Origin of the sequence: Trinickia sp. LjRoot230, assembly GCF_964253315.1 — a bacterium.
In the GTDB taxonomy this organism is placed as follows: Bacteria; Pseudomonadota; Gammaproteobacteria; order Burkholderiales; family Burkholderiaceae; genus Trinickia.
In genome coordinates this window covers 4129796-4151979 of sequence record NZ_CAXUQX020000001.1, presented here as the reverse complement: position 1 = coordinate 4151979, position 22184 = coordinate 4129796, and the positions used below count along the sequence as shown (strand labels likewise).

20 protein-coding genes are annotated in these 22184 nt (G+C 63.6%); 12 read left to right on the top strand and 8 right to left on the bottom strand.

Features of this window, described 5'->3' with window-relative positions:
- Positions 1-28: 28 nt before the first annotated feature.
- The 3 genes from ACSQ20_RS19030 to mnmC form a co-directional block, all read right to left on the bottom strand.
- Positions 29-1147 carry a YbdK family carboxylate-amine ligase gene (locus ACSQ20_RS19030; RefSeq protein ID WP_436022691.1) on the bottom strand — a complete coding sequence of 373 codons (1119 nt, stop codon included), beginning with the start codon at positions 1145-1147 and terminating at the stop codon, positions 29-31.
- A gap of 24 nt (positions 1148-1171) precedes the next feature.
- Entirely contained in the window at positions 1172-2374 is a 1203-nt protein-coding gene (locus tag ACSQ20_RS19025; protein WP_436022689.1) for a cation:proton antiporter, read from the bottom strand.
- An 854-nt stretch (positions 2375-3228) separates the two neighbouring features.
- Entirely contained in the window at positions 3229-5193 is a 1965-nt protein-coding gene (gene mnmC, locus ACSQ20_RS19020) for a bifunctional tRNA (5-methylaminomethyl-2-thiouridine)(34)-methyltransferase MnmD/FAD-dependent 5-carboxymethylaminomethyl-2-thiouridine(34) oxidoreductase MnmC (RefSeq protein WP_436022687.1), read from the bottom strand.
- Between the two features lie 394 nt (positions 5194-5587).
- Between mnmC and ACSQ20_RS19015 the strand changes: the two genes are divergently transcribed.
- Positions 5588-5866, top strand: a complete 279-nt coding sequence (locus ACSQ20_RS19015) for an HU family DNA-binding protein (protein WP_008352404.1) — start codon at positions 5588-5590, stop codon at positions 5864-5866.
- A gap of 186 nt (positions 5867-6052) precedes the next feature.
- Here ACSQ20_RS19015 and ACSQ20_RS19010 read toward each other — a convergent pair whose 3' ends face one another.
- Both ACSQ20_RS19010 and ACSQ20_RS19005 read right to left on the bottom strand, forming a co-directional pair.
- Positions 6053-7348: a GTP-binding protein gene (locus ACSQ20_RS19010; protein WP_436022684.1), complete on the bottom strand. Its 1296-nt coding sequence runs from the start codon at positions 7346-7348 to the stop codon at positions 6053-6055.
- A 102-nt stretch (positions 7349-7450) separates the two neighbouring features.
- A complete protein-coding gene (locus ACSQ20_RS19005) occupies positions 7451-7897 on the bottom strand; it encodes a lytic transglycosylase domain-containing protein (protein WP_436022682.1) in 447 nt (148 codons plus the stop codon).
- A 447-nt stretch (positions 7898-8344) separates the two neighbouring features.
- Here ACSQ20_RS19005 and gspD point away from each other — a divergent pair, with 447 nt between their 5' ends.
- The 3 genes from gspD to gspF are packed head-to-tail and all read left to right on the top strand — an operon-like array spanning position 8345 to position 13417.
- Complete coding sequence (gene gspD, locus ACSQ20_RS19000; protein ID WP_436022680.1) at positions 8345-10708, top strand: type II secretion system secretin GspD; 2364 nt, start codon at positions 8345-8347, stop codon at positions 10706-10708.
- Positions 10708-12195, top strand: coding sequence for a type II secretion system ATPase GspE (gene gspE / locus ACSQ20_RS18995; RefSeq protein WP_436022678.1), 1488 nt, complete (start codon positions 10708-10710; stop codon positions 12193-12195). The genes gspD and gspE overlap by 1 nt, the downstream gene beginning before the upstream one ends.
- A gap of 4 nt (positions 12196-12199) precedes the next feature.
- Positions 12200-13417 (top strand): type II secretion system inner membrane protein GspF, encoded by a 1218-nt coding sequence (gene gspF, locus ACSQ20_RS18990; RefSeq protein WP_436022676.1) that lies wholly within the window; start codon positions 12200-12202, stop codon positions 13415-13417.
- 9 nt (positions 13418-13426) lie between these two features.
- On the opposite strand, the gene ACSQ20_RS18985 is transcribed toward gspF, so the two are convergent.
- The gene (locus ACSQ20_RS18985; protein WP_436022674.1) at positions 13427-13840 is read right to left on the bottom strand and encodes a type II secretion system protein N; all 414 of its coding nucleotides are present in this window, start codon (positions 13838-13840) and stop codon (positions 13427-13429) included.
- Between the two features lie 177 nt (positions 13841-14017).
- Between ACSQ20_RS18985 and gspG the strand changes: the two genes are divergently transcribed.
- Genes gspG through ACSQ20_RS18945 form a run of 8 tightly spaced genes read left to right on the top strand, consistent with a single transcriptional unit; the run spans position 14018 to position 20041 of the window.
- A complete protein-coding gene (gene gspG, locus ACSQ20_RS18980) occupies positions 14018-14458 on the top strand; it encodes a type II secretion system major pseudopilin GspG (RefSeq protein WP_436023234.1) in 441 nt (146 codons plus the stop codon).
- Positions 14459-14471: 13 nt separating this feature from the next.
- Positions 14472-14990, top strand: coding sequence for a GspH/FimT family pseudopilin (locus tag ACSQ20_RS18975; protein WP_436022672.1), 519 nt, complete (start codon positions 14472-14474; stop codon positions 14988-14990).
- Positions 14987-15433 carry a type II secretion system minor pseudopilin GspI gene (gspI, locus tag ACSQ20_RS18970; protein WP_436022670.1) on the top strand — a complete coding sequence of 149 codons (447 nt, stop codon included), beginning with the start codon at positions 14987-14989 and terminating at the stop codon, positions 15431-15433. Before ACSQ20_RS18975 ends, gspI begins: the two co-directional genes overlap by 4 nt.
- Positions 15411-16094 carry a PulJ/GspJ family protein gene (locus ACSQ20_RS18965; protein WP_436022668.1) on the top strand — a complete coding sequence of 228 codons (684 nt, stop codon included), beginning with the start codon at positions 15411-15413 and terminating at the stop codon, positions 16092-16094. Before gspI ends, ACSQ20_RS18965 begins: the two co-directional genes overlap by 23 nt.
- Positions 16095-16096: 2 nt before the next feature.
- The gene (gene gspK / locus ACSQ20_RS18960; RefSeq protein ID WP_436023232.1) at positions 16097-17233 is read left to right on the top strand and encodes a type II secretion system minor pseudopilin GspK; all 1137 of its coding nucleotides are present in this window, start codon (positions 16097-16099) and stop codon (positions 17231-17233) included.
- Between the two features lie 43 nt (positions 17234-17276).
- On the top strand, positions 17277-18701 hold the full coding sequence (gene gspL / locus ACSQ20_RS18955; protein ID WP_436022666.1) for a type II secretion system protein GspL: 1425 nt from the start codon (positions 17277-17279) through the stop codon (positions 18699-18701).
- Positions 18698-19219, top strand: a complete 522-nt coding sequence (gene gspM, locus ACSQ20_RS18950; protein ID WP_436022664.1) for a type II secretion system protein GspM — start codon at positions 18698-18700, stop codon at positions 19217-19219. The genes gspL and gspM overlap by 4 nt, the downstream gene beginning before the upstream one ends.
- Positions 19220-19261: 42 nt before the next feature.
- Positions 19262-20041 (top strand): type II secretion system protein N, encoded by a 780-nt coding sequence (locus tag ACSQ20_RS18945; protein ID WP_436022662.1) that lies wholly within the window; start codon positions 19262-19264, stop codon positions 20039-20041.
- A gap of 28 nt (positions 20042-20069) precedes the next feature.
- Here the strand turns inward: ACSQ20_RS18945 and ACSQ20_RS18940 are convergent, their stop codons facing one another.
- Positions 20070-21590 (bottom strand): efflux transporter outer membrane subunit, encoded by a 1521-nt coding sequence (locus ACSQ20_RS18940; protein ID WP_436022660.1) that lies wholly within the window; start codon positions 21588-21590, stop codon positions 20070-20072.
- Positions 21591-21739: 149 nt separating this feature from the next.
- Complete coding sequence (locus ACSQ20_RS18935) at positions 21740-22144, bottom strand: hypothetical protein (protein ID WP_436022658.1); 405 nt, start codon at positions 22142-22144, stop codon at positions 21740-21742.
- Between the last annotated feature and the right edge of the window lie 40 nt (positions 22145-22184).

The following is a 22184-nucleotide window of genomic DNA, read 5'->3' as shown; positions in this document are numbered from 1 at the left end:
AAATGTATATGAGTAAACATTAGAAAAGCTAAGCCGTACGCCACCGCACACACTGTTGGCGCACCGCTTCATGCAGAGACTTCTCTTTCGCGACCACGCTGCGCAACCAGCTCGCATCGTTCATTTGCTCTTTTGCGATACGTCCGATTTCCAGTAACGCCGCTTCCGATTGAAGCGCGCGCGCATGAGGCGCAATCACATCGAGCGTCGCGAGGATATCTTCGAATATCGTGCGCCGTTCACCGGTTTGAGGGTTGATACAGGTCCCGCCCAGGCCAAATCGGCACGCTTCGAACCGATTGAACGTGTAGACGAGGTAATCATCTTCCTTCGGCACAAACGGCTTGTCGGTCAGCAAATGGCGCGCGAGTGCCTGGATATAGCAAGCGATCGCGGCCGCGCGGTCGATGGAAAGCGGCGTATCCATGACACGCACTTCGATGGTGCCGTAGCCTGGTTTTGGGCGGATGTCCCAGTAGAAATCCTTCATGCTGTTGACGACGCCGGTGGCGACCATCTTCGAAAAATATTGTTCGAAGCCTTCCCAGGTGAGGACGAACGGCGCCCGGCCCGACAGCGGAAACGCAAACACCGAGTTCAGCCGCGCCGAATGAAATCCGGTGTCGACGCCTTGTACATAGGGTGACGAAGCCGATAGCGCGATGAAATGCGGAATGAAACGCGACATGGCGTGCAGCAGGAACAGCGCGCTATCGGGATCGGGACAGCCGATATGCACGTGCTGGCCGAACACCGTGAATTGCTTCGCCAAGTAGCCGTAAAGCTCCGAAAGATATTGAAAGCGCGGCGCGTCGAAGATCTGCCGCTCGCTCCATTGCTGAAATGCGTGCGTGCCGCCGCCGCCCAGCCCCACGTTGAGTTGATCCGCCGCTGCAACGAGCGTGTCGCGAATCGAGCGCAACTGCGCCAGCGCTTCCTCGTGTGACGTGCAAATGCCCGTCGAGAGCTCGATCATGCTTTCGGTGATCTCGGGCGTGATGTTGCCCGGGCCGTCGTAGTCCTTGACGAGCCGCATCAGATCCGACGAGGCTTTGGTGAGATCGTAGTCATGCGTGTTGACTATCTGGATCTCGAGCTCCACGCCGAACGTAAATGGTTTGGAATTAATGAAGGGTTCAAGTGCCATATGCGTTTCCTCTTATGCGTACCTTCATTCGCGCCGCTCGCCGACAAGCGTCAAGCTACGATAGACAATCCAAGGCCCCACGAGCTGCAGCACCACGATCGAGCACATGACGACCGCACGCAACGTTGGGTCGAACTGCGGATAGAGCTGATAGGTATCGTCGACGAGCAGATAGGCCAGCGCGGACATCGGTGCAAGCGACAAGCCCAGCGCCATGCCCTGTTTCCAATCGAGCCCGCTCGGCTTGGCGAACGCGAGCACGCCAACGAGCTTGGCCACGAAGCGCGCGGCAATCAGGCCGAGCGCTGCAATGCCGCCCAGCGCGACGTGGTGCCATTCGAACGATGTCAGCGTCAGCACGAACAAAATGACGGTCAAGAGCCAGCCAGCCGTGCCGAAATGCTGCGGCCACAACTGCGGTTTTTCTTCGAGATTTTTGACGATGATGCCCGCGGCCAGCAAGCTCAGTATCGTCGAAAGCTTGAAAACGTTCGCAATTGCAATCGCGAGCAATACGAGGCCGAACAATGCCACGAACGAATGTTCGTCCTGCATGTTCATGCGCCGGTAAAAGAACATGCAGGCGCGCGCCAGCAGATAGGCCACGATAAGCGAGCCGGCCAGCAGGTAAAGCGGCTGCAAGATCGTCGCGAAGACGTTGCCATAGACTTCCTGGTGCAGCCAGCCCGATACGAGCTTTTCGACGACCACCGCATACATGCTGTTGAGCGCCGTCAGCGTAAGCAGCCGCTGTGTTACCTGCCCCTCCGCGCGTAACTCCGTTTTCAGCTGTATGACCATTGCCGGCGAGGTCGACATCGAGATCGCGGCCAGCACCGTGGCAACGGGCGGCGTCACGTTCGCGAACAGCAGTACGACCAGCACTAGCACGAACGTCAGCGTCGCTTCGGCAAGACTCGACGCGATCAGCCACGGGTTGCGATGAATCCAGCGCAAATCGAGACGGCTGCCGAGTTCGAAGAGCAGCAGGCCGAGTGCCACGTCGAGCAACAGTCGCGAGGTGGCGCCCATGGCGGCGTCGATTGCGCCCACCCCGGCCGCGCCGGCAATGAGGCCGATGACGGCATAGCCCGAGATGCGCGGCACGCGCCACGCACGGTAGCAAAGCTCGCCGCACAGGCCCGCCACGAGCAAAGCGAGTCCTGCCCAGAAGACCGCATTGGGTGCGAACGGCCAGCTCGGAAGGAAGGAAAACGCCGATTTCATGAGATAGCTTCTCCTTTGCAGACAGGCCACCCCTCTCCCATTGGAGCAGCGGCATGTCGGATGCGTGTGCTTGCCCGATCGAGCGAGAACGCCGTCGGACTCGGTGATGGTTGCCGGCGCCCGGCGCAAAGCCGGATGGCGGCGTCGATGTGCCAGCTTGCTTGACGCACGCCCGGCGCGCTCGCAGCTTTAGCGAGATGAAAGGAACGGACGCGGCCGCTCTGTCTGTGATTCCGATCGGGCTAATGCCGTTCCGTTGACGTACCGTCGTTCGGCGCGTCAGCGTGCAACTCGTGCAGGAAGAACGCGGATTGTGCCACAGCTTGTGTGATTGGGAACGAATTCAGATGGTACGGGCTTTCATTTCGGTAGAAATGAACGACAACGCGGTTCAACCAGCAAAAATTATCCGATGACTACGAAGTCGCGCAGCGTGATTCGGACAGTTTGCAGGGAGAAACGGTCGATGCCGGCCGTTTTCTTCGCCGACTGGACGGTTTTAGGATTTTCGAATCGGGGCGGGTCCGAGCGCTGTCGGTTAGGGTTTACTCGTTTACGTATGTATACATGTAGTAGCAGTTAACAAAGGCCCGGCAATTCTGTGGACAACCCGTGTTTACCGAGGCGAATCAGGTCGTTGCGACACGCATAACCGGATGGGCAGCATGTGCGCGCCTGCTCGCATTCGAGGAACAACTTTTTGCGCCGATGCGGTTTAGCGTGAGTTGTCCCGTTTACGTCCACATGCACTGCACACGAATTGAGCCGCGGTTTCACCCGGTTATCCACAACTTGTAGTGGATAACCGGCCTGCCATCGCCTCGGGTCGATCAATTGATGGGTCGATGGGTCGATTAGTCGAGCAGGCGCTGTCGCAAGGCCCGCAACAGGTAGCGTGCGGGGTCGAGATGTTCAGCCAAATCGCGTTCCAGCGGCCACGGTTCGCCTTCGAGTTGAGAGACGACGAGTTCGGCGGCGAGCGTGGACCAGACGAGCCCGCGCGAGCCGAGCGCAAAGAGGCCAAAGAGCCCCGTCGAACGCGGCAGATCGAGTGGCCATGCGCCATTGAGCGAGCCGGCTTGGCGCACGCATTCGGCTTCGTCGGCCAGAGGGCCGGCCATCGGCAAACGGTCGCTCGTCAGACAGCGAAACCCGACGCGCGCACGCAGCGTGGAGGCGTCGAGCCGCGTCAGCTCGTGCGCGAGATGCGGCAGCAGACGTTCAAGCCGGAGCAGGTTCTCGGCGTTGCCCGATGCGCGGACGGTGGTATCGGTATCGTCGAGCTCGTAGGTGGCACCGGTGAGCAAGCCGTCGGCGAGCGGCACGGCGTAACCGTCGCCGATCAGCGGGACATGCAGATCCGCTGCCGTCTGTGCCGACAGGCGGGTCAGTTGGCCGCGCACGACATGCGTAGGCGCATGACGCAGCCCTGCTACCCGCGCGGCTTCGTGCGCATTGGCGAAGATGACAACGCCCGCGCGCGCGAGCGTCGCGCCGTTCGCGTCGAGCACGGCCCATGTCTGGCCGTCGCGTTCGATACGTGCGGCGCTCGCGCCGGTCCGCCATGTCAATGCATCGCCTGCCTGCGCGCACAGCGCGGCACACAGCGCGGCGGGGTCGAGTGAGCCGCCTTGTGGGTAACACCACCCGCCGCGCTCGAGCGGCACGCCGGCAAGCTCGGAGCAATCGGCGCGCGATAGCGGTTGCACGAAGGCGTTCGGGTAGCCTTGTGTGCCAATGGCTTCCGTTAATCCACGAGCCTCGTCATCGTCGCTCGATATCTGCAGCAGGCCGTGCGTGCTGCGTTTGAAGTCGTGGCCCGCGGCTTCGAGCGCCCGCCAGCGCTGCAGTGCCATCAAGAACCCGGCGCGTGTAATGCGCGTCGCCACACTTTCGTCGCGCGAGAGCAAAGGATGAAATACACCGGCTGGGTTACCCGATGTTTCATTGGCCACCCGCGCGTGGCGTTCGAGCAGGGTAACCCGCCACCCGCGTGCAGCCAAACGTTCCACCAGCGCGCAGCCGGCAAGCCCCGCTCCGATGACGATCGCGTGACGTTCGTCGAGCGCAAGCGGCACAGGCGGCTCGTGCCGGCGCACACGCCAGCGCGGCGCGAAGCGGCCGACCAGCATTTCGCGCTTGTCTGCGAACCCGGGCGCCTTGGCGCACACGAAGCCGACCGCTTCGAGGCCGCGTCGAATCTGGCCGGCGCAGCTATAAGTGGCAAACGTGGCCTGCTCGCCCGCCAGACGCGCCATCGCCTTGAAAACCGGCTGTGACCAAAGTTCGGGGTTTTTGGCCGGCGCAAAGCCGTCGAGATAGAAGGCGTCCGCGCGCAGCCAGAGTCTGGGCAGCATGTCGAGCGCATCGCCGAGGGCGATCGTCAGCGTGACGCGTCCGCCGTCGAACTCGAGGCGATGAATGCCTGGAACGAGCAGCGGCCAAGCATCGGCAAGTTGCGCCGCGAGGGGCGATACGGTTGCGTCGACAACGAAGCGCGCGTGTAAGCTTCGCAGATCGTCGGCCGAGAACGGATGTTTTTCGATCGAAACGAAGGCGAGCCGCTCGGCGTGCGCCGGGTCGGCGCGCCAGGCGGCCCAGGTCGCGAGAAAGTTGGTACCAATCCCAAAACCGGTTTCCAGCACGGTAAAGAGGCGTCGGCCGCGCCAGCGTTCGACGAGCCGATTGCCATCGACGAAAACATGGCGAGCCTCAGCCAACGCGCCTGACGCGCTGCGGTAGATATCGTCGTAGCGCGGCGAATACGGTGTGCCGTCGCCGCGAAAGGCAAGCGTGGCGGGCGCGAGCGGTTGCGTCATAGTAAAGAGATCATGCGTCGAAATGTGACACTCAAGGCCCTGGGATGACCGGCCCACGGCAAACCATCCGCACTTTCCCAAACGTTGGCAAAATCCAACGTCCGCGCTGCTAACGACCCCGAAAGCCCTTGGCAGCGGGGGTTTGCGAGTACGACAATGCGTGAAACCCAGCGCCGATAAGGTTAAGAAGCGTTAAATTCTTCCAGAGCCTTGCCGTTATTGGGTTTGCGCTGAGCTATCATAGCAAGCGCCGCATGACGGTCGCACGGGGCATTCGCGCGACGGCCGGTGGCGCTTGCTTCGCCACTGCTACTCGACGGCACAGCTTGCGTACGTATAATCGGCGCGTTTTCGCGCTGTCCGTGTCACATCAATCTGATAAAGAGGAACCTTAATGAACAAACAGGAACTGATCGACGCCGTCGCAGCGCAGACGGGCGCTAGCAAAGCTCAAACGGGCGAAACGCTGGATACGCTTCTCGAAGTCATCAAGAAGGCTGTGTCGAAAGGCGATGCGGTTCAGTTGATCGGCTTCGGCAGCTTTGGCTCGGGCAAGCGCGCAGCTCGCACCGGCCGCAACCCGAAGACCGGCGAAAGCATCAAGATTCCCGCTGCCAAGACCGTCAAGTTCACGGCTGGCAAGGCATTCAAGGACGCCGTCAATAAGCGTTGAGCCTTTGCGGCCAAGCGCTTGGTCGACACCCGCCCAAGGCGGGTTTTTTTCGCAGGCCTCACCGATAGCGTGTCGGTGTCGGCGCTGGTGTCGGCTTCGCGCGAGTGTCGAGCGCAGCTATGCGTTCGGCCCTAACGGGTGCGTCGCATCATCGTGACGCACCGCTCGCCGCATAGCGGGCGTTCCCTACCGTACGATCTGTCCGGTACCGCCGTGGTCTTCGTCTTCAGCATCGAGGTCCCACGCCGGGAACGGGTCGGCGAAATCAACCCAGCCCGCCGCGCCGAGCGCGTATTCATCGTTGGTCAGCAAGCATGCATCGAGCTTCGCGCGCCAGTGCGCCGCATCGAGCCCGGTGCCGATCATCACGAGTTCCTGACGCCGGTCGCCCACCGAGGTGTCGTCGGCCGGGCCGTACCATTCGGCCGCGATCTCGTCGGCCATCGCCTCGTCTTCAGGCCATTCATCCCTCGGTTGAGCCGCCCACCAGAAACCGGCCGGCCCGTGCCGGCATGCGCCGCCTGCCTGTGAAAGCGAGCCGGCAACATCGTTACGCGTAGCCAGCCAAAAAAAGCCTTTGCTGCGAAGCACGCCGCGCCACTGTCCTTCTTCATGCAGCAACGCCCACATCCGTTCGGGATGAAACGGCCGCCGTGCGCGATAGACGAAACTGCTGATGCCGTATTTGTCGGCTTCGCCATGTGGCGCGTGGCCATCGGCGTGCTGATGGTCGTGGTCGTGCTCGTGATTGAGCGAAGCCAACCACCCGGGCGCGCTTGCCGCCGCATCGAAATCGAAACGCCGCGTGTTCAGCACCTGATCGAGCGCAACGGTGCCGAAACGGCTCACGAGTTGCACAGCACGCGGGTTGAGCCGCGCGAGAATGCCCTGTAAGCGCGCGAGCGCTTCGCTCTCGACGAGATCGGCCTTGTTGACGACCAGCACATCACAGAATTCCACTTGCTCGACGAGCAATTCGACGAGCGTGCGATCGTCCTCATCGTGGCTGGCCAGGCCGCGTTGCGCAAGCGCATCGGACGACTCGTAATCGCGCAGAAAATTGAACGCATCGACAACGGTGACCATGGTGTCGAGACGCGCGACATCGGCGAGTGCGGTGCCGTCGTCGCCATCGAATGTGAAGGTTTCGGCAATCGGCATGGGCTCGGCGATGCCGGTCGATTCGATAACGATCGCGTCGATTCGGCCTTCCGCGGCCAGACGCCGCACCTCGATCAACAGGTCGTCGCGCAACGTGCAGCAAATGCAGCCGTTCGACATCTCGACGAGGCGCTCTTCCACGCGCGAGAGCGTGGCTGCTTCGCGCACGAGCGCGGCATCGATGTTGACCGCCGCCAGATCGTTGACGATGACGGCCACACGCAGTCCGGCGCGATTCGCGAGGATATGGTTGAGCAAGGTGGTTTTGCCCGCGCCGAGAAAACCCGACAGGACGGTGACGGGCAATGGGGGCTGTTTCATGACGGTGGACATCGAGTGCGCGAAAAAAGCGGAAGACGCCCGAAAGAGGCGCGGCAGTGCGCATTGTGCACCAAACGTCGGCCCCGCGCGTCACGCGCGGGTTTAGCGCTTGGCGTCGAGCAGCTTCCAGCGGCTCAGGATGTCGGTGATCTGGCGCGCGTAGCGATCGCGCAGGGCGGGCGTTTCGGAATGGTAGGCGCCGACAGCATGCCAGCTGTTGCCGTATTTGTTCATCTTTTGGCGCAAATGCCAGGCGGCGATATAGACGTTCTTGCAGGGCTCCATCAGCGTTCCGGTGGAGATGCCGTATTGAGAGAGCGTGGGCAGATGAATCGAGTTGATCTGCATGAGCCCGTAATCCACCGAACCATTGTCGTTCTTGTGCAGCGCGTCGGGGTGATTATGCGATTCCTGCCAGGCAATGGCGCGCAAGATCAGCGGATTCACCTTCTGGTAACGGGCCGCTTCGTCGAAACAATCCGCGCGCGCGCCGGCGCTCGCGAGCGATGCGCCGATGCTTGCCGCCAGAACGAGAATTGCCCGTTTCATTGCCGAATCGATCCGCCGATGGTTATTCTTTCGAGTTGACCGGTTAGGCGTCGTGCCTTTCAGCGCGCTTGCGACATTAGCCATTCAAGTATTCGGCTATTCGGGGAAAACCCGGGTTGGTGGTGCCGGTAACATCCACAAACCCGCTCGTATCATAGCGGGTGGCACAATGCGCGCAAAGTCGGCCGGCGGACATAGGACTGTTGGCTACCGACAAAATTGTCACCGCGTTTTTTCGTATAGTGGCCCGCGTCCATTGCGAGCCAGTTAGGCTACCCGGCAATTCAGTGGGTGAAAACGAACGGAGGCTCCAGGTTTTGTGATTATCGGGACATAAAAAGCTGCTAATGTTCGTTTCTCGAAACGGCAGCGACCGAGCCGGCGGCGTGCAGGGCTGCCGCGAGCCGGCGGCCGCCACCTGGCACTTTCGCATTGAACTCCTATTCCATGATAAGAAATCGTAAGGCACTGCGCCGGATCGCAACCGCGTTGCTGACGGTTGGTTTAGTCACGGCGCAAAGCGCGTATGCCGAGGTCACGCTCAATTTCGTCAACGCCGACATCGATCAGGTCGCCAAGGCGATCGGTGCGGCGACGCGCAAAACGATCATCGTCGATCCGCGTGTGAAAGGGCAACTGAACCTCGTATCGGAGAATCCCGTTCCCGAGGACCAAGCGATCAAAACGCTCGAAGCGGCGCTGCGCATGCAAGGCTTTTCGCTCGTGCAGGATCACGGCGTATTGAAGGTTGTGCCCGAGGCCGACGCGAAGCTTCAAGGCGTGCCCACCTATTTCGGCAATACCACCTCCGCGCGCGGCGATCAGGTCATCACGCAAGTGTTCGAGTTGCACAACGAATCGGCCAACAACTTGCTGCCGGTGCTGCGCCCGCTGATCTCGCCGAACAATACGATCGCCGCGTATCCAGCCAATAACACGCTCGTCGTCACCGATTATGCCGACAACGTAAGACGTATCGCCGCAATCATCGCAGGCATAGACAGTGCGGCCGGGCGGCAGGTCGAAGTCGTGGCGCTCAAAAACGCTAATGCAATCGATGCCGCTCAGCAACTCTCGAAGCTGCTCGATCCCGGCTCCATCGGCAGCACCGACGCAACGCTCAAGGTATCGGTCACCGCTGAGCCGCGTACTAACTCGCTGTTGCTGCGCGCGTCGAACAAGGCGCGGCTGCAGGCGGCGAAAAGGCTGGCGCTGCAGCTCGACGCGCCAAGCTCCGAGCCCGGCAACATGCATGTGGTGCATCTGCACAATGCGAATGCCGTGCAGCTCGCGAAGACGCTGCGCGGCATGATGGGCAAGGGAGGCTCCGAAGGCACGAGCGGCGCGAGCGCCGAGTCGAACAATGCGAGCGGCATCAACGAAAGTTCGGCGGGTGGCAATGCTTCTTCGACCGGTACGGCCGGTATGCCGCCGTTGCCCGGGTCGTACGGCAGCTCGCAAGGCAGCACCGGCTCGTTATCGGGCAGCGGCAGCGGCAGCGGTAGCGGTAGCGGTAGCGCGGGCCTCGGCAACCGCAGCTTTTCGTCGAACAAACAAGGTTCCGGCAACGACGATAACCCGCCGGGAGGCATGATCCAGGCCGACGCGGCCACCAATTCGCTGATCGTCACGGCCTCGGACCCGGTCTACCGGAACCTGCGGTCCGTCATCGACCAGCTCGACGCGCGTCGCGCGCAGGTCTATATCGAAGCGTTGATCGTCGAGCTCACGGCCACGCGTTCGTCGAACCTCGGTATCCAATGGCAGGGTGCGTTGCTTTCGAATAACAACGGCGTCTATGCCGGGTCGAACTTCGGTACAGGCAACAGCAACATCGTCAACCTGACGGCGACCGGTGCCGGAATTGCCACATCGGGTAATTTGTCGAGCGCGTTGGCGGGCTTGCAGACTTCGGGCAACAATTCGCTGTTGGGCAACGGGCTGAACATCGGCCTGTTGCATCGCTTCGGCAGTATCTTCGGGCTCGGCGGGTTGCTGCAGGCGCTTAGCTCGACCACCGACGCGAACGTGCTGTCGTCGCCGAACCTGATGACGCTCGATAACGAAGAAGCCCGCATCATCGTCGGCCAGAACGTGCCGATTCCGTCGGGGTCGTACACGACAAATACGAGTTCGGCGAGCGGCGTCAACGCGTTCAATACGTTCGATCGGCAAGACGTTGGCACGGTACTGCACATCAAGCCGCAAATCACCGAGGGCGGTTCGCTGAAACTGCAGCTTTACACCGAAGTCTCCGCGATCGACCAAACGACGCTGAACAATAGCGCGTCGAATGGCGGCGTCTCGATCAACAAACGGTCGGTTCAATCGACGGTGTTGGCCGACGACGGTTCGATCATCGCAATCGGCGGCCTCATTGGCGACAACTACAGCGCCGGCAATTCCAAAGTCCCGCTGCTGGGCGATATCCCCTGGCTCGGTCAACTGTTTCGCTCCGAAAGCAAATCGCGGCAGAAGGACAATCTGATGATTTTCCTGCGCCCGATCGTCGTGCGCGATCAGGACGACAGCACGACGATTGCCGGAAATCGATACGGCGTGATGCGTGAGGAACAGCAGGGCTATCAGACCGATAACCGGCTCATCAAGGACAACAACGTTCCGGTCCTGCCGCCGATGCCGCCCGGCCCAAGCCAAGGCGCACGGCCGGCAGACAACCTGTTCGATATCCGCGGCATGACGCGGCAGCCGGACACGACCGCTTCCGGCGCTACGGCCGCACCGGTGCAGCCGCAACCACAGCAGCAACCGCAGCAACAAAGTCCCGCAGCCGCGCCAGGAGGTAATTGATGAGCACGCCCGGGCCATCGCAAGCGGTGGGCGAGCGCCAAGCGCCTTCACCGCTTGCCGCTCGCCTGGTGCCCTACGGCTTCGCGCGTAACGGCCAGATTCTCGTCGCACAGCAGCGGCCGGACGGCATCGAGGTATGGATCAGCGAGCGCACGAACGGCGCGGCGCTGGCAGAGGTCGCGCGCAATTTCGGCACGCTCACCGCGCATCGGATGCCGGCCGACGAACTCGCGCAGGCCATCAACCAAGCCTATGCGCGCAATGACGGCAGCGCGGCGCAAGTGGTGGGCGAAGTCGAGGGCGAGGTCGATTTATCTCGTCTGATGCAAGACATCCCCGAGGTCGAGGATCTACTCGAGTCGGAGGACGACGCACCGATCATCCGCATGATCAACGCGCTGCTCACGCAGGCCGCGCGCGAGCACGCCTCCGATATCCACATCGAGCCGTTCGAGAATGCGTCGGTGGTGCGGTTTCGCGTCGACGGCACGCTGCGCGACGTCGTGCGGCCCAAAAAAGAGCTGCATGGCGCGCTGATCTCGCGCATCAAGATCATGGCGCAGCTCGATATCGCCGAAAAACGGCTGCCGCAGGACGGGCGCATCACGTTGCGCGTCGGCGGGCGCGCGGTCGACGTGCGCGTGTCGACGCTACCGACCGGGCATGGCGAGCGGGCCGTGCTGCGCCTGCTCGAAAAGGACGCACAACATCTGAACCTCGAAGCGCTGGGCATGGCACCCGATACGCTTGGTCACTTCGATAAGCTGATCTCGCGGCCGCACGGCATCGTGCTCGTGACCGGGCCCACGGGCTCGGGCAAGACGACGACGCTCTACGCCTCGCTCTCGCGGCTCGAGACGGCATCGACGAACATCATGACCGTCGAAGATCCGATCGAATACGATTTGCCCGGCATCGGCCAAACGCAGGTCAACGAGCGCATCAGCATGACGTTCGCGCGCGCGCTGCGCTCGATTTTGCGGCAAGACCCGGACATCATCATGATCGGCGAGATCCGCGATCTCGAAACGGCACAGATCGCCGTGCAGGCGTCGCTCACGGGCCACCTCGTGCTCGCGACGCTGCACACGAACGATGCGGCATCGGCCGTCACGCGGCTGACCGACATGGGCGTCGAGCCGTATCTGCTGGCCTCGTCGCTGCTCGGCGTGCTGGCACAGCGGCTCGTGCGGCGGCTGTGCCCGGTCTGCAAGGAAGAGCATGTCGAAGAGGGGCGCACGCACTGGCATCCGGTAGGTTGCGACAAGTGCGCCCGCTCGGGTTATGCGGGGCGGCGCGGTGTTTACGAGCTGCTCGTTCTCGATGATGCAATCAGGGCGATGATTCACCGCAATGCATCGGACGCCGAGATCCTCGCCGCCGGGCGCGCGCGAGGCATGCGTTCGCTGCGTGAGGACGGCGACCGGTGGATTGCCTCGGGTGTGACATCGCTCGAAGAACTGATACGCGTGACGGGCGGGGCCTGAACGCATGCCGGCATTCCGATTCGAAGCGATCGATACCGCTGGGCATACTCAAAAGGGTGTGCTCGATGCGGACAGTGCGCGCTCGGCGCGGGCTCAGTTGCGCACGCAAGGCTTGACGCCGCTCGTCGTCGAGCCGGCCAGCAGCGCCGCGCGCGGCGAACGCACGCGGCGTCTTGCGCTCGGGCGCAAGCTCTCGCAGCGCGAGCAAGCCATTCTCACACGCCAATTGGCAAGCCTGTTGATCGCGGGGCTGCCGCTCGACGAAGCGCTCACGGTGCTGACCGACCAGTCCGAGCGCGATTACATCCGCGAGCTCGTTGCCGCCATTCGCGCCGAGGTACTGGGCGGCCATTCGTTCGCGAATGCGCTCGAGCAGCATCCGCGCGATTTTCCGGACATCTACCGTGCACTCGTCGCGGCGGGCGAGCATACCGGCAAACTGGGGCTCGTGCTGTCGCGGCTGGCCGATTACATCGAGCAGCGCAACGCGCTCAAGCAAAAAATCGTGCTCGCTTTCACGTATCCGGCAATCGTGACGATTATCGCGCTAGGTATCGTGACGTTTCTGCTCAGCTACGTCGTGCCGCAAGTCGTGAACGTGTTCGCCAGCACGAAACAGCACTTGCCGTTTTTAACGGTGCTGATGATGGCGTTGTCCGGTTTTGTGCGGCATTGGTGGTGGGCCATCCTGATCGGCGTGGCGCTTGCCGCGTATAGCGCGCGCACGGTGTTGGCGCAGGCCGGCCCGCGCCTTGCGTTCGACCGCTGGCTACTGACCGCGCCGCTTGCCGGCAAGCTCGTGCGCGGCTATAACACCGTGCGCTTCGCAAGCACGCTATCCATTTTGACGGCGGCCGGCGTGCCGATCTTGCGTGCGCTGCAAGCCGCCGGCGAGACGCTCAGCAACCGCGCGATGCTGACCAACATCGACGATGCGATCGTGCGGGTGCGCGAAGGTACCTCGCTCTCGCGCGCGCTTGGCAATACGAAGGCGTTTCCTCCGGTGCTCGTGCACTTGATTCGCTCGGGCGAAGCGACCGGCGACGTGACAACCATGCTCGAGCGCGCGGCCGACGGCGAGGCGCGCGAACTCGAGCGGCGCACGATGTTTTTGACGAGCCTGCTCGAGCCGCTTTTGATTCTCGCGATGGGGGGCGTGGTACTGGTGATCGTGCTCGCGGTCATGCTGCCGATCATCGATCTGAACAACATGGTGCAGTAGCGGACCGGCTCAGCGCACGTAGATGGTCGGGCCGCTGCCGTTGGCCGGTAAAAAGACTTCGGAGCGCGCGCCGTTGTTGTCGATGATGATCGAGCGGGCGCGTACTTCGGCGAGCTTGCCGCCTTCCCCGATTCTGTCGCCGAGCGCAATCGCATGCGGCGGCTCGTCGCCGACGCTGACGATTGCCGCGGCGCCGGCGTGCAGTGCGAGGATGCCGAAGAGCTTGATGCTGCGGTTCACGTCGCGTGTGAGCCTGCCGCCGAAAAGCGTGGTGGCATCTTCGACCGACACGCTCGGGGCGACCGCCGCGGCGCTCGGCGCAGCGGGCGGCCGGGCGGTAAGCAAGATGACCCAGTAGGTGAGCGTTGCGCAAAAAATCGCGAACGTCACGAATGACAGCAGGCGAACTTGGAGGGTATTCATGCGCGCCATTGTACGGACTATTCGTCAATTTGAGCACGTGCGCGGGCATAGGCCGCGGGGAGTAGTGCTTGAACAGACATTACAATCACCGGCCGGATGAAGCGCCGCGCACGCGGTGTTTTTCGGCAATCTTTTTCGGATGAGGTAGGAATTATGCATATGTGGAACCGTCCTCGAATGGAGCTCGCGGCGTCGCGGGCGGGACGCCAGCGCGGCTTCACGCTGATCGAAATCATGGTCGTCATCGCGATTCTCGGCATCCTGGCCGCGCTGATCGTGCCGAAGATCATGAGCCGTCCCGACGAAGCGCGGCGCGTGGCGGCACGGCAGGATATCGGCTCGATCCGGCAAGCGCTCGATCTGTACCGTCTCGATAACGGCCGCTATCCGTCCCAGGATCAGGGCTTGCAGGCGCTCGTCGCCAAGCCGACAACCGAACCGGTGCCGAACAACTGGAAAGATGGCGGCTATCTCGATAAGCTGCCGGGCGACCCGTGGGGGCATCCCTATCAGTACCTGAACCCCGGCGTGCATGGGGAAATCGACGTCTTCAGCTACGGCTCGGACAGCAAGGCCGGTGGCGAAGGCAACGATGCCGACATCGGCTCCTGGCAGTAGGCGCACCGTCGTCATGCTCCGATCGAGTAGCCGCTCCTGTCTGTCCCGCTCGCGCCGCTCAAGGCCCGCGTGCGGTCATGGCACGGCCGGCTTTACGCTGCTCGAAATGCTCGTGGTGCTCGTCATCGCGGGGCTCGTCGTATCGCTTACGTCGCTTTCCATATCGCGCAATCCGCGTACCGATCTGAACGAGCAGGCCCAGCGCCTCGCGTTGCTGTTCGAATCAGCTGCTGACGAAGCGCAAGTGCGGGCACGGCCCATTGCTTGGCAGCCGGTGGCAGGCGGGTATCGGTTCGACATTCGCACCGACGACGGCTGGCGGCCGTTGCAGCGCGACACGTTCTTGCGCGAGCGGCGTTGGGAAGGCGGCGTCACGGACGTCGCCATTGCCTATCCGGGCACGGACCTGCATCCCGATCGGATCGTCTTCGGTAAGGAGAGCATTAGTGCAGCGGTAACGGTCACCCTTTATTCGGCAGTCGGCCGCGCGACGATCGTCGGCACCGGCAACGGCCGCTACGACGTCCGATGACCATGCGCCGAGCGTCCTCACGGCTTCTTCCTCGCCCTCTTGTGCGTGGTTGCTCTCGCCGTGCCAGCCTCGCTACGCGCGGCTTCACGATGATCGAGGTGCTCGTCGCGCTGGCGATCATCGCCGTTGCGCTCGCGGCCGCCCTGCGCGCGAGCGCGATGTTGGCTACCGACGAAGCGGGTCTGCATCGGCGTCTGCTTGCCGGCTGGAGTGCGGAGAACGCGCTGGCGCAGCTTTATTTGTCGCGCCAATGGCCCGACATCGGCTCGCGCAGCTTCGATTGCTCCCAAGGCAACCAGCCGCTGCTGTGCACCGAGCGCGTGAGTGCCACGCCGAACCCGGTGTTCCGGCGTGTCGAGGTGTCGGTTGGGGTGCCGGACGAAAATGGCGTGCTCGCGCAGCTTGTCACGGTGGTTGCCAATGAAACGAACCGCGCGCTCTGACGGCGCCAGGCGCGCGAGGCGCCCAGGCGGCTTCACGCTGATCGAGCTGATGGTGGCCATCGCTATTCTCGCTGTGATCGCGGTGCTGTCGTGGCGCGGGCTCGAACAAATCATCCGCGCGCGCGCGACGATCACCAATGCGATGGAAGACGAACGCGTCTTCGCGCAGTTCTTCGATCAGGTGCGCATCGACGCGCGCGAAGCGGCCACCGACGATGAAGTGGGTCAGCCGGCCGTATCGATCAGCGGCGGCACGCTGCAGATCGTGCGGCGCTTCGAGATGGCGGGTGCGGCGCTGCGGCTACAGGTGGTCCGCTATCAAGTGACGAATGGGCGCATTACGCGTTACGCGTCGCCACCGGTGGCGATGGTCGGCGATTTACGGCGGCTGCTTTCGGGCTCCGCCGGCGGCGGGGAATGGAGCGCGGTGCCGCTGATCGGCGGCGTCGGCGCGATCACGGCGCGGCTATACGTGCCGCGTGTCGGCTGGACGACAGAGATGGCGCAAGTCAGCGACGAGATCGCGCGCAATGCGAACAACGTCAAGGTGCCCCAGTTCGGCAATGCGCCGCTCGAGCGGGCGGTCAAGGGGCTCGAGATCGGCATTGGAGCGACCTCGCTGCATACGCGTATCACGCGTGTCTTTCTGGTGGGGGAATGACGATGCGCGCGCGTCGGTTCATCCTTCAACTTGCTGCGAAACGTGTGCCCAAGCACGTGCCCAGGCGCGGGCGCGAGCAAGGCGCGGCGATCATCACCGCGCTTTTCGTGGTTGCGCTCGCGGCCATTCTGGTCGCGGGCGTGCTCTGGCGGCAGCAGGTGCAGGTTCGCCGTATCGAAAATCAGCGTCTGCTTGCGCAGGCGCAGTGGGTGTCGCGCGGTGCGCTCGATTGGACGCGGCTCATCTTGCGCGCCGAAGCGGATACCGCGCCGACCATCACGTATCTTGGCGGCGTCTGGGCCGTACCGATTGCAAGGACGCGCCTGTCCGATTTTCTCGGCAAGATCGGCGTCGCGCAGCGAGACCAAGCCGACGAAACCTATTTGTCGGGATCGATCGAAGATGCGCAAAGCAAGTTCAATCTGCGCAACCTCGTTGCCGTGCCGGCGCCGGGGCAATTGCAGCTCGACATGTCGCAGACGCTTGCGTTCGGGCGCTTGCTGCGCTCGCTCGGCTTTAACAGCCAGCTCGCGCAAAAGGCTGCGCTTTATGTCCGGAGCTCGCTCAGGCAGTCGGCCACACGCTTTCAGACGCCGAACAATCTGCTTGGCGGTGCGGCGCCCCCGCAGCAGCTCGGCGGTGCTGTCGGCGGCAGCGACTATACCGACAAGCCGGGCTTGCAAGACGGCAATGACGATTCCCAAGCGGCGCCGTTGCAGATGGTCACGGCCGATTCGCTGCTGAACGTGCCCGGTTTCACGCCTGAGATCGTCGCGCGGCTGCGCCCGTTTGTGACCGTGTTGCCGACCCAAACGGCGATCAACATGAATACGGCATCGGCCGAAGTCATTGCTGCGATCACACCGGGCATGTCGGTGTCGAGTGCGCAGGCGCTCGTTTCGCGGCGCGAAACAGTCTTTTTTCGCAATACCAGCGATGTCACGCTGGCATTGCGCGGGGCCGGTGCTCCGCCTACGCTTGCCGACACCAGCCAGATTCCCATCGACGTGACGACGAGCTATTTTTTCGTGCATGGCCGCGTGCAGCACCAGCGGGCCGAAGTGGACCGCACGACGCTCGTCTATCGCGATCCGCTCACGCATTCGACGCGCATCGTGCGCGTGAGCGATGCGTCATGAGTCGGATCGGGGAAACGCTGAGCCAACCAGGAGAAAACGGCCTTTGAGCACGTTGATCGTTTTTTTGCCGCCGCGAGACCCCGCGGTTCCGTCGCAGGAATGGCAACTGCCCGACATGCCCTTTGTGCTGCTCGACAAGAGCGGCCGCAAAGAGCGCGCAGGACGGGCCGCGCTCGCCTTTTTGCCGCGCGCGTCGACGACGATACTGATCGTCGCCGCGCGCGACGTCGTGATGCTGGCCGCCTCGCTGCCGCCGCTCAAGGGGCCGCGGCTCAAGCAGGCGTTGCCGAACATCGTCGAGGATCAGCTGATTCAGGACGCGCAGACCTGCCATATCGCACTTGATCCGCAACCGCTTCCGAGCGGCGCGCGCGTGCTTGCGGTGATCGATCGCGGGTGGTTCCGCTTCATCGTCGAAGCGTTTGCGGCGGCCGGTCACCGCAATCTGCGCGCGGTACCGGTCACGCGGTGTTTGCCCGCCGTAGCGGATGCGGATCACGCGGCTGCGTTAGCGGCGCGCGAGCCGGTGCACGGCGAGCCTGCCCTGCCGCCTCAAGAAAGGCGCGAGCCGCAGGCGTTGAAGGCCGTTGCCGAGCATCCGCCGCTGGTGGCGGCGCTGCTCGGTGTGGCGGGCGAAACGGCACCGGCGATTCTTGCTGAGTCGGCGGCGGCCGCCGCGACGCCGCCGCTCGCGGCGAGCGAATTGCGCATCGAAGTGGCGATTGCACGCGGCGCGCTCGGCGAGGGGCTCGCCGTGCCCGCGTCGATGCTGGCGAGCACGCTCTCGGCCCTCGCAGGCGACGCCGCGCTCACGCTGTTCGCGCTCGTCGGGCTGCCTGGCGAGCCTCATCTCGAAGGCGAGGCGTCTGCGGTTGATGACGCTCACCTGGCAGCGATGGTCGACGCGCAGCCGCTGCCGTTCGACACGGTCGCGCTCGCCGCGCTTGCTTGCCGCTTCGACCTGTGCCAATTCGATTTCGAGTCGCGGCCCTGGCGGCTCGATCGCGCGACGATGCGGCGGCTGCGCGTGCCCATTGCGTTGGTGGCGGCATCGCTCGTCGTCGCCGTCATCGGCGCGAACGTGCACTGGCTCATGCTTGTGCGCGAGCGCGATGCACTGAACGCGCAGATGACGGAACTGTTGCTCAATGCGTTTCCAAAGACGGCGGCCGTGCTCGACGCGCCGGCGCAGATGAAAACGCAACTCGAGCGACTGCGGCTCGCGGCGGGCCAACTGTCGCCCGACGATTACCTCTCGCTTGCGGCGCGCGTGGCGCCTGCGCTCGGACCCCTGCCCGTCAACGGTATTGCGGCGCTCGATTACCATGATCGTCGGCTCGATCTGACGTTCAAGCCGCAGGTGACGGCGGACCCGGACTTCACGAAGCGTCTTGCGCAAAACGGCCTGGCTGGCGAGCTCGACAGTAATACGGGCAAATGGACCATCAGAAACCGGAGCGGACAATGAAGAGCATGACGGTGCTGACCGATGTGTGGGGCGGCTTCTGGGCCGCGCGCACGGCGCGCGAAAAGACGCTGTTGACGTGGGGCGGCCTGGCCATTGGTGTGGTGCTCGCCTATTCGGTGCTGTGGTCGCCCGCGCAGGAAGGCCGGGCTCAGTTGCGCGAGAGCTTGCCCGCGATGCAGCGTGAACTGGCACAAATGACGGCCGAGGCGGATGAAGCCCGTTCGCTCGCCCCTGCCGCGCAGAGCGCGGCGCCAACCGGCAACGCGCTCAAAGAGGCGCTCGCCGCTTCACTCGCACAAGGCGGTTTTGCGGGGGCGCAAGTCCAGATAGCGGGCGATGCTGTGCGCGTCGAGATGAAGAACGCGTCATTCCCGACATGGACGATGTGGCTCGACGACGCGCGCAAGCAGTTCAAGGTGAAGGTCATCGAGGCGCATGCGAGCGCGCTCAAGGTCGATGGGCAAGTGGATGTCACCGCGACGCTGCAGCCAGCCGTGGCCGTGCGCGCGGCGCACTGACAAGCCCCCGCACCCGATGCCTTATTCCCGAGAAAATTGCGCATGAACATCCGGCTGGGGCGAATGGCGGCCTTGCTGCCATGGCTTGCCATCGCGTTGGTATCGAGTGCTGCTGTGCTGCTCGCGCTGCTGCCGGCGTCGTGGGTGACGCCGCAGTTCGCTCGCGCGACGCAAGGTCACGTCAACTTGATCGACCCGGCGGGCTCGCTGTGGCACGGCTCGGCGACGCTGATGCTTGCCGCGGGCACCGATGCGAGCGCGGCGACGGTTTTGCCCGGCCGCGTCGAATGGCAAACGGCGTTCTGGCCGCTATTACGCGGACGGCTGCAGATGAGCATGCGGCAAACCGTGGCGATGCCGGAGCCCGTTGCGCTTGACGCATCGTACGACGGCGCCACGCTGTCGCCGGGCAACATCGCCGTGCCAGCCGCGTTATTGACGGGCCTTGGGGCGCCGTTCAACACGCTCGATCCGCAAGGCGATGTTCGCCTGGGCTGGACGCAATGGCACCTGATTCGCACGAACGCCTTTGGCCGCCTCGATATCACGCTTGCCGACATGGTCTCGCGCGTATCGCAGGTCAAGCCGCTTGGCTCCTATCGGGTCGTCTTCCAGGCACAAGGCGCGACTTCGACGATCGATCTGTCGACGCTGAAAGGGCCGCTGCTGCTAAGCGGCCATGGGTCGGTCGCCGGGAGCGCCGTCTCGTTTCATGGCGAGGCGAGCGCCGCGCCGCAAGCGCGCGACAATCTTGCGGGGCTGCTGAATCTGCTCGGCCGCCCGACGGGCGCTGGGACCGTGGCGCTCGATTACATGCGTTGACCAGCCGGCCGTGCGCGAGGCCGGCGCGTTATTGATGTTGATGCGCCGCAAGCGGCGCCGAAGCCGGCAACGCGGCCGAAGCGGCCTTCGCGTTACCGGTTTCATTGCCGATCTGAGCCACATCCCATCCGCCGCCGAGCGCCTTGACGAGCCCGACCGATGACACCATTCGCTGCCCGGCCAGGCTGGCCAGTTTCTGCTCCGCCGAAAATGCCGTTGTCTGCGCCGTTAGCACGTTGACGTAGCCGACGGTGCCCGCTTTGTACTCGTTGGTCACGATGGCAAGCGCCTGGCGTGCCGAATCGACCGCCTGCCTTTGCACGACGATCTCGCGCGCCAGAATGCGCTGAGACGCGAAGTTATCCTCGACGTTCTGAAAGGCCGCAAGCACGGTTTGCCGGTAGAGCGCCACTTGTTGATCGTAGGCGGCGCGTGCGGCCTCCGTCTGCGCATGCCGCAGGCCGGCATCGAATAGCGTCGCCGCGAGCGAGGGGCCGACGGTCCAAAAACGCGACGGCAACGTGAGCAGATTCGAGAGCACCGAACTTTGGAAGCCGCCTTGCGCGGAAAGGGTGAGCGACGGAAAGTACGCCGCCATCGCCACGCCGATCTGCTCGTTCGCCGCGGCAGCGCGGCGTTCGGCGGCGGCGATATCGGGGCGCCGCTCCAACAGCACGGACGGCAATTCGACCGGCACTTCCGGCGGCTGGGCATCGAGCGGATCGGGGGCCATCGCAAACGTCGAGGCCGGTTCGCCCACGAGCACGGCGATCGCATGCTCGTCTTGGGCACGGGCCACGCCGTTGTCGATTGCGGCCGCCTGTGCCGACTGCAGTTGTGTTTGCGCCTGAATGACGTCCGAGCGCGCCGCGACGCCTTGCGCGTATTGATTCTGAGCGAGCTTGAGCGCCTGCTCGTACGCCGTGACCGTATCGTCGAGCAGCTTTTGCTGCGAGTCGAGCGCGCGTAACTGGAAGTAGGTCTGCGCGAGCGTGGCTTGTGCCGAAAGCCGCGCATTCGCGAGATCGGCCGCCGCGCCTTCGGCGCCTGCGCGCTGGGCACTGACCGTACGGCTGACCTTGCCCCAGAGATCGGGCTCCCACGAAGCGTCGAGCGAAAGATCGAAATTGTTCGACACGCGCGAGTTTGTCGTACCGAAGGCGCTGCTGCCCGATGAGCGCGACAGTTGCTGACCCGAGCGCGTGGCCGAAGCCGAGAGCCCGAGCGTCGGAAAATACGCTGCGCGCGCCTCGGAGACGAGCGCGCGCGCCTGCCGATAGGCGGCGGCGAATTGCGCGACCGACTGATTGGCGGTGTTGAGCTTCGTCATCAGCGCGTCGAGTTGCGGGTCGTCGTAGATGGACCACCAGGCGCCGCGCTCGGCACGATCGGCCGGCTGCGCGACCTTCCAGCCCGGCGGCGCTTCCTTGTACGAGGCGGGTACGGCGGCATCCGGCCGCCGATAATCGGGGCCGACGGCGCAACTGCTGAGCGCGAGCACCGCTGCCGCAGCCAGCGCGGCGGAGATGCAATTTCGAGATGGCAACATGCTGATCGATGTTCGTACGATGCAGCGATGGTAGCGCAGCGCCGCCGTTGCCTGAGTTACCGGGCATTACATCGGGTTAGCGGCGTTACCCGCGGAGCATACCGATTACCGATATCGCCATCAAAATGACGTTGAACGCCGCCTTGCCCTCATTGCGTAGGCGCATGTTCCGCCCCCGCTTTCACGTATTGTTTGAAATCGGCGCCGGCTTTCCACGGGTCGGGTTGGCAGCCGACCATGCTGTCGCAATGGGCGGCGAAGCCGATCGTGGCCGAGCCGTCGGCGTTGAGCGTCTTGGTGATCTGATAGGCCAGTTTGCCGCTGCCGCCTTCCGGGCCTGCTGTCTCGATCAGCGTGTCGTTGGCGGTTTGCAGCTTGTAGGCGCCATGGCGGGTCACCCACTCCTGCGCGCGGGTCCACCAGCGGTCGCATTCGTCTGCGTTGCGGCATACGAGCGGCGTGGTGGCGATTTGCATTGTCTCGGGGCTGACATGGTCCGCGCTGGAGCAGCCCGCGAGGAGCGCGCAGGCGGCGGCCCATCTGATCGATTTCATGGCAACGCCCTCTTTTCAGTGGGAATACCGGTTCGACGCG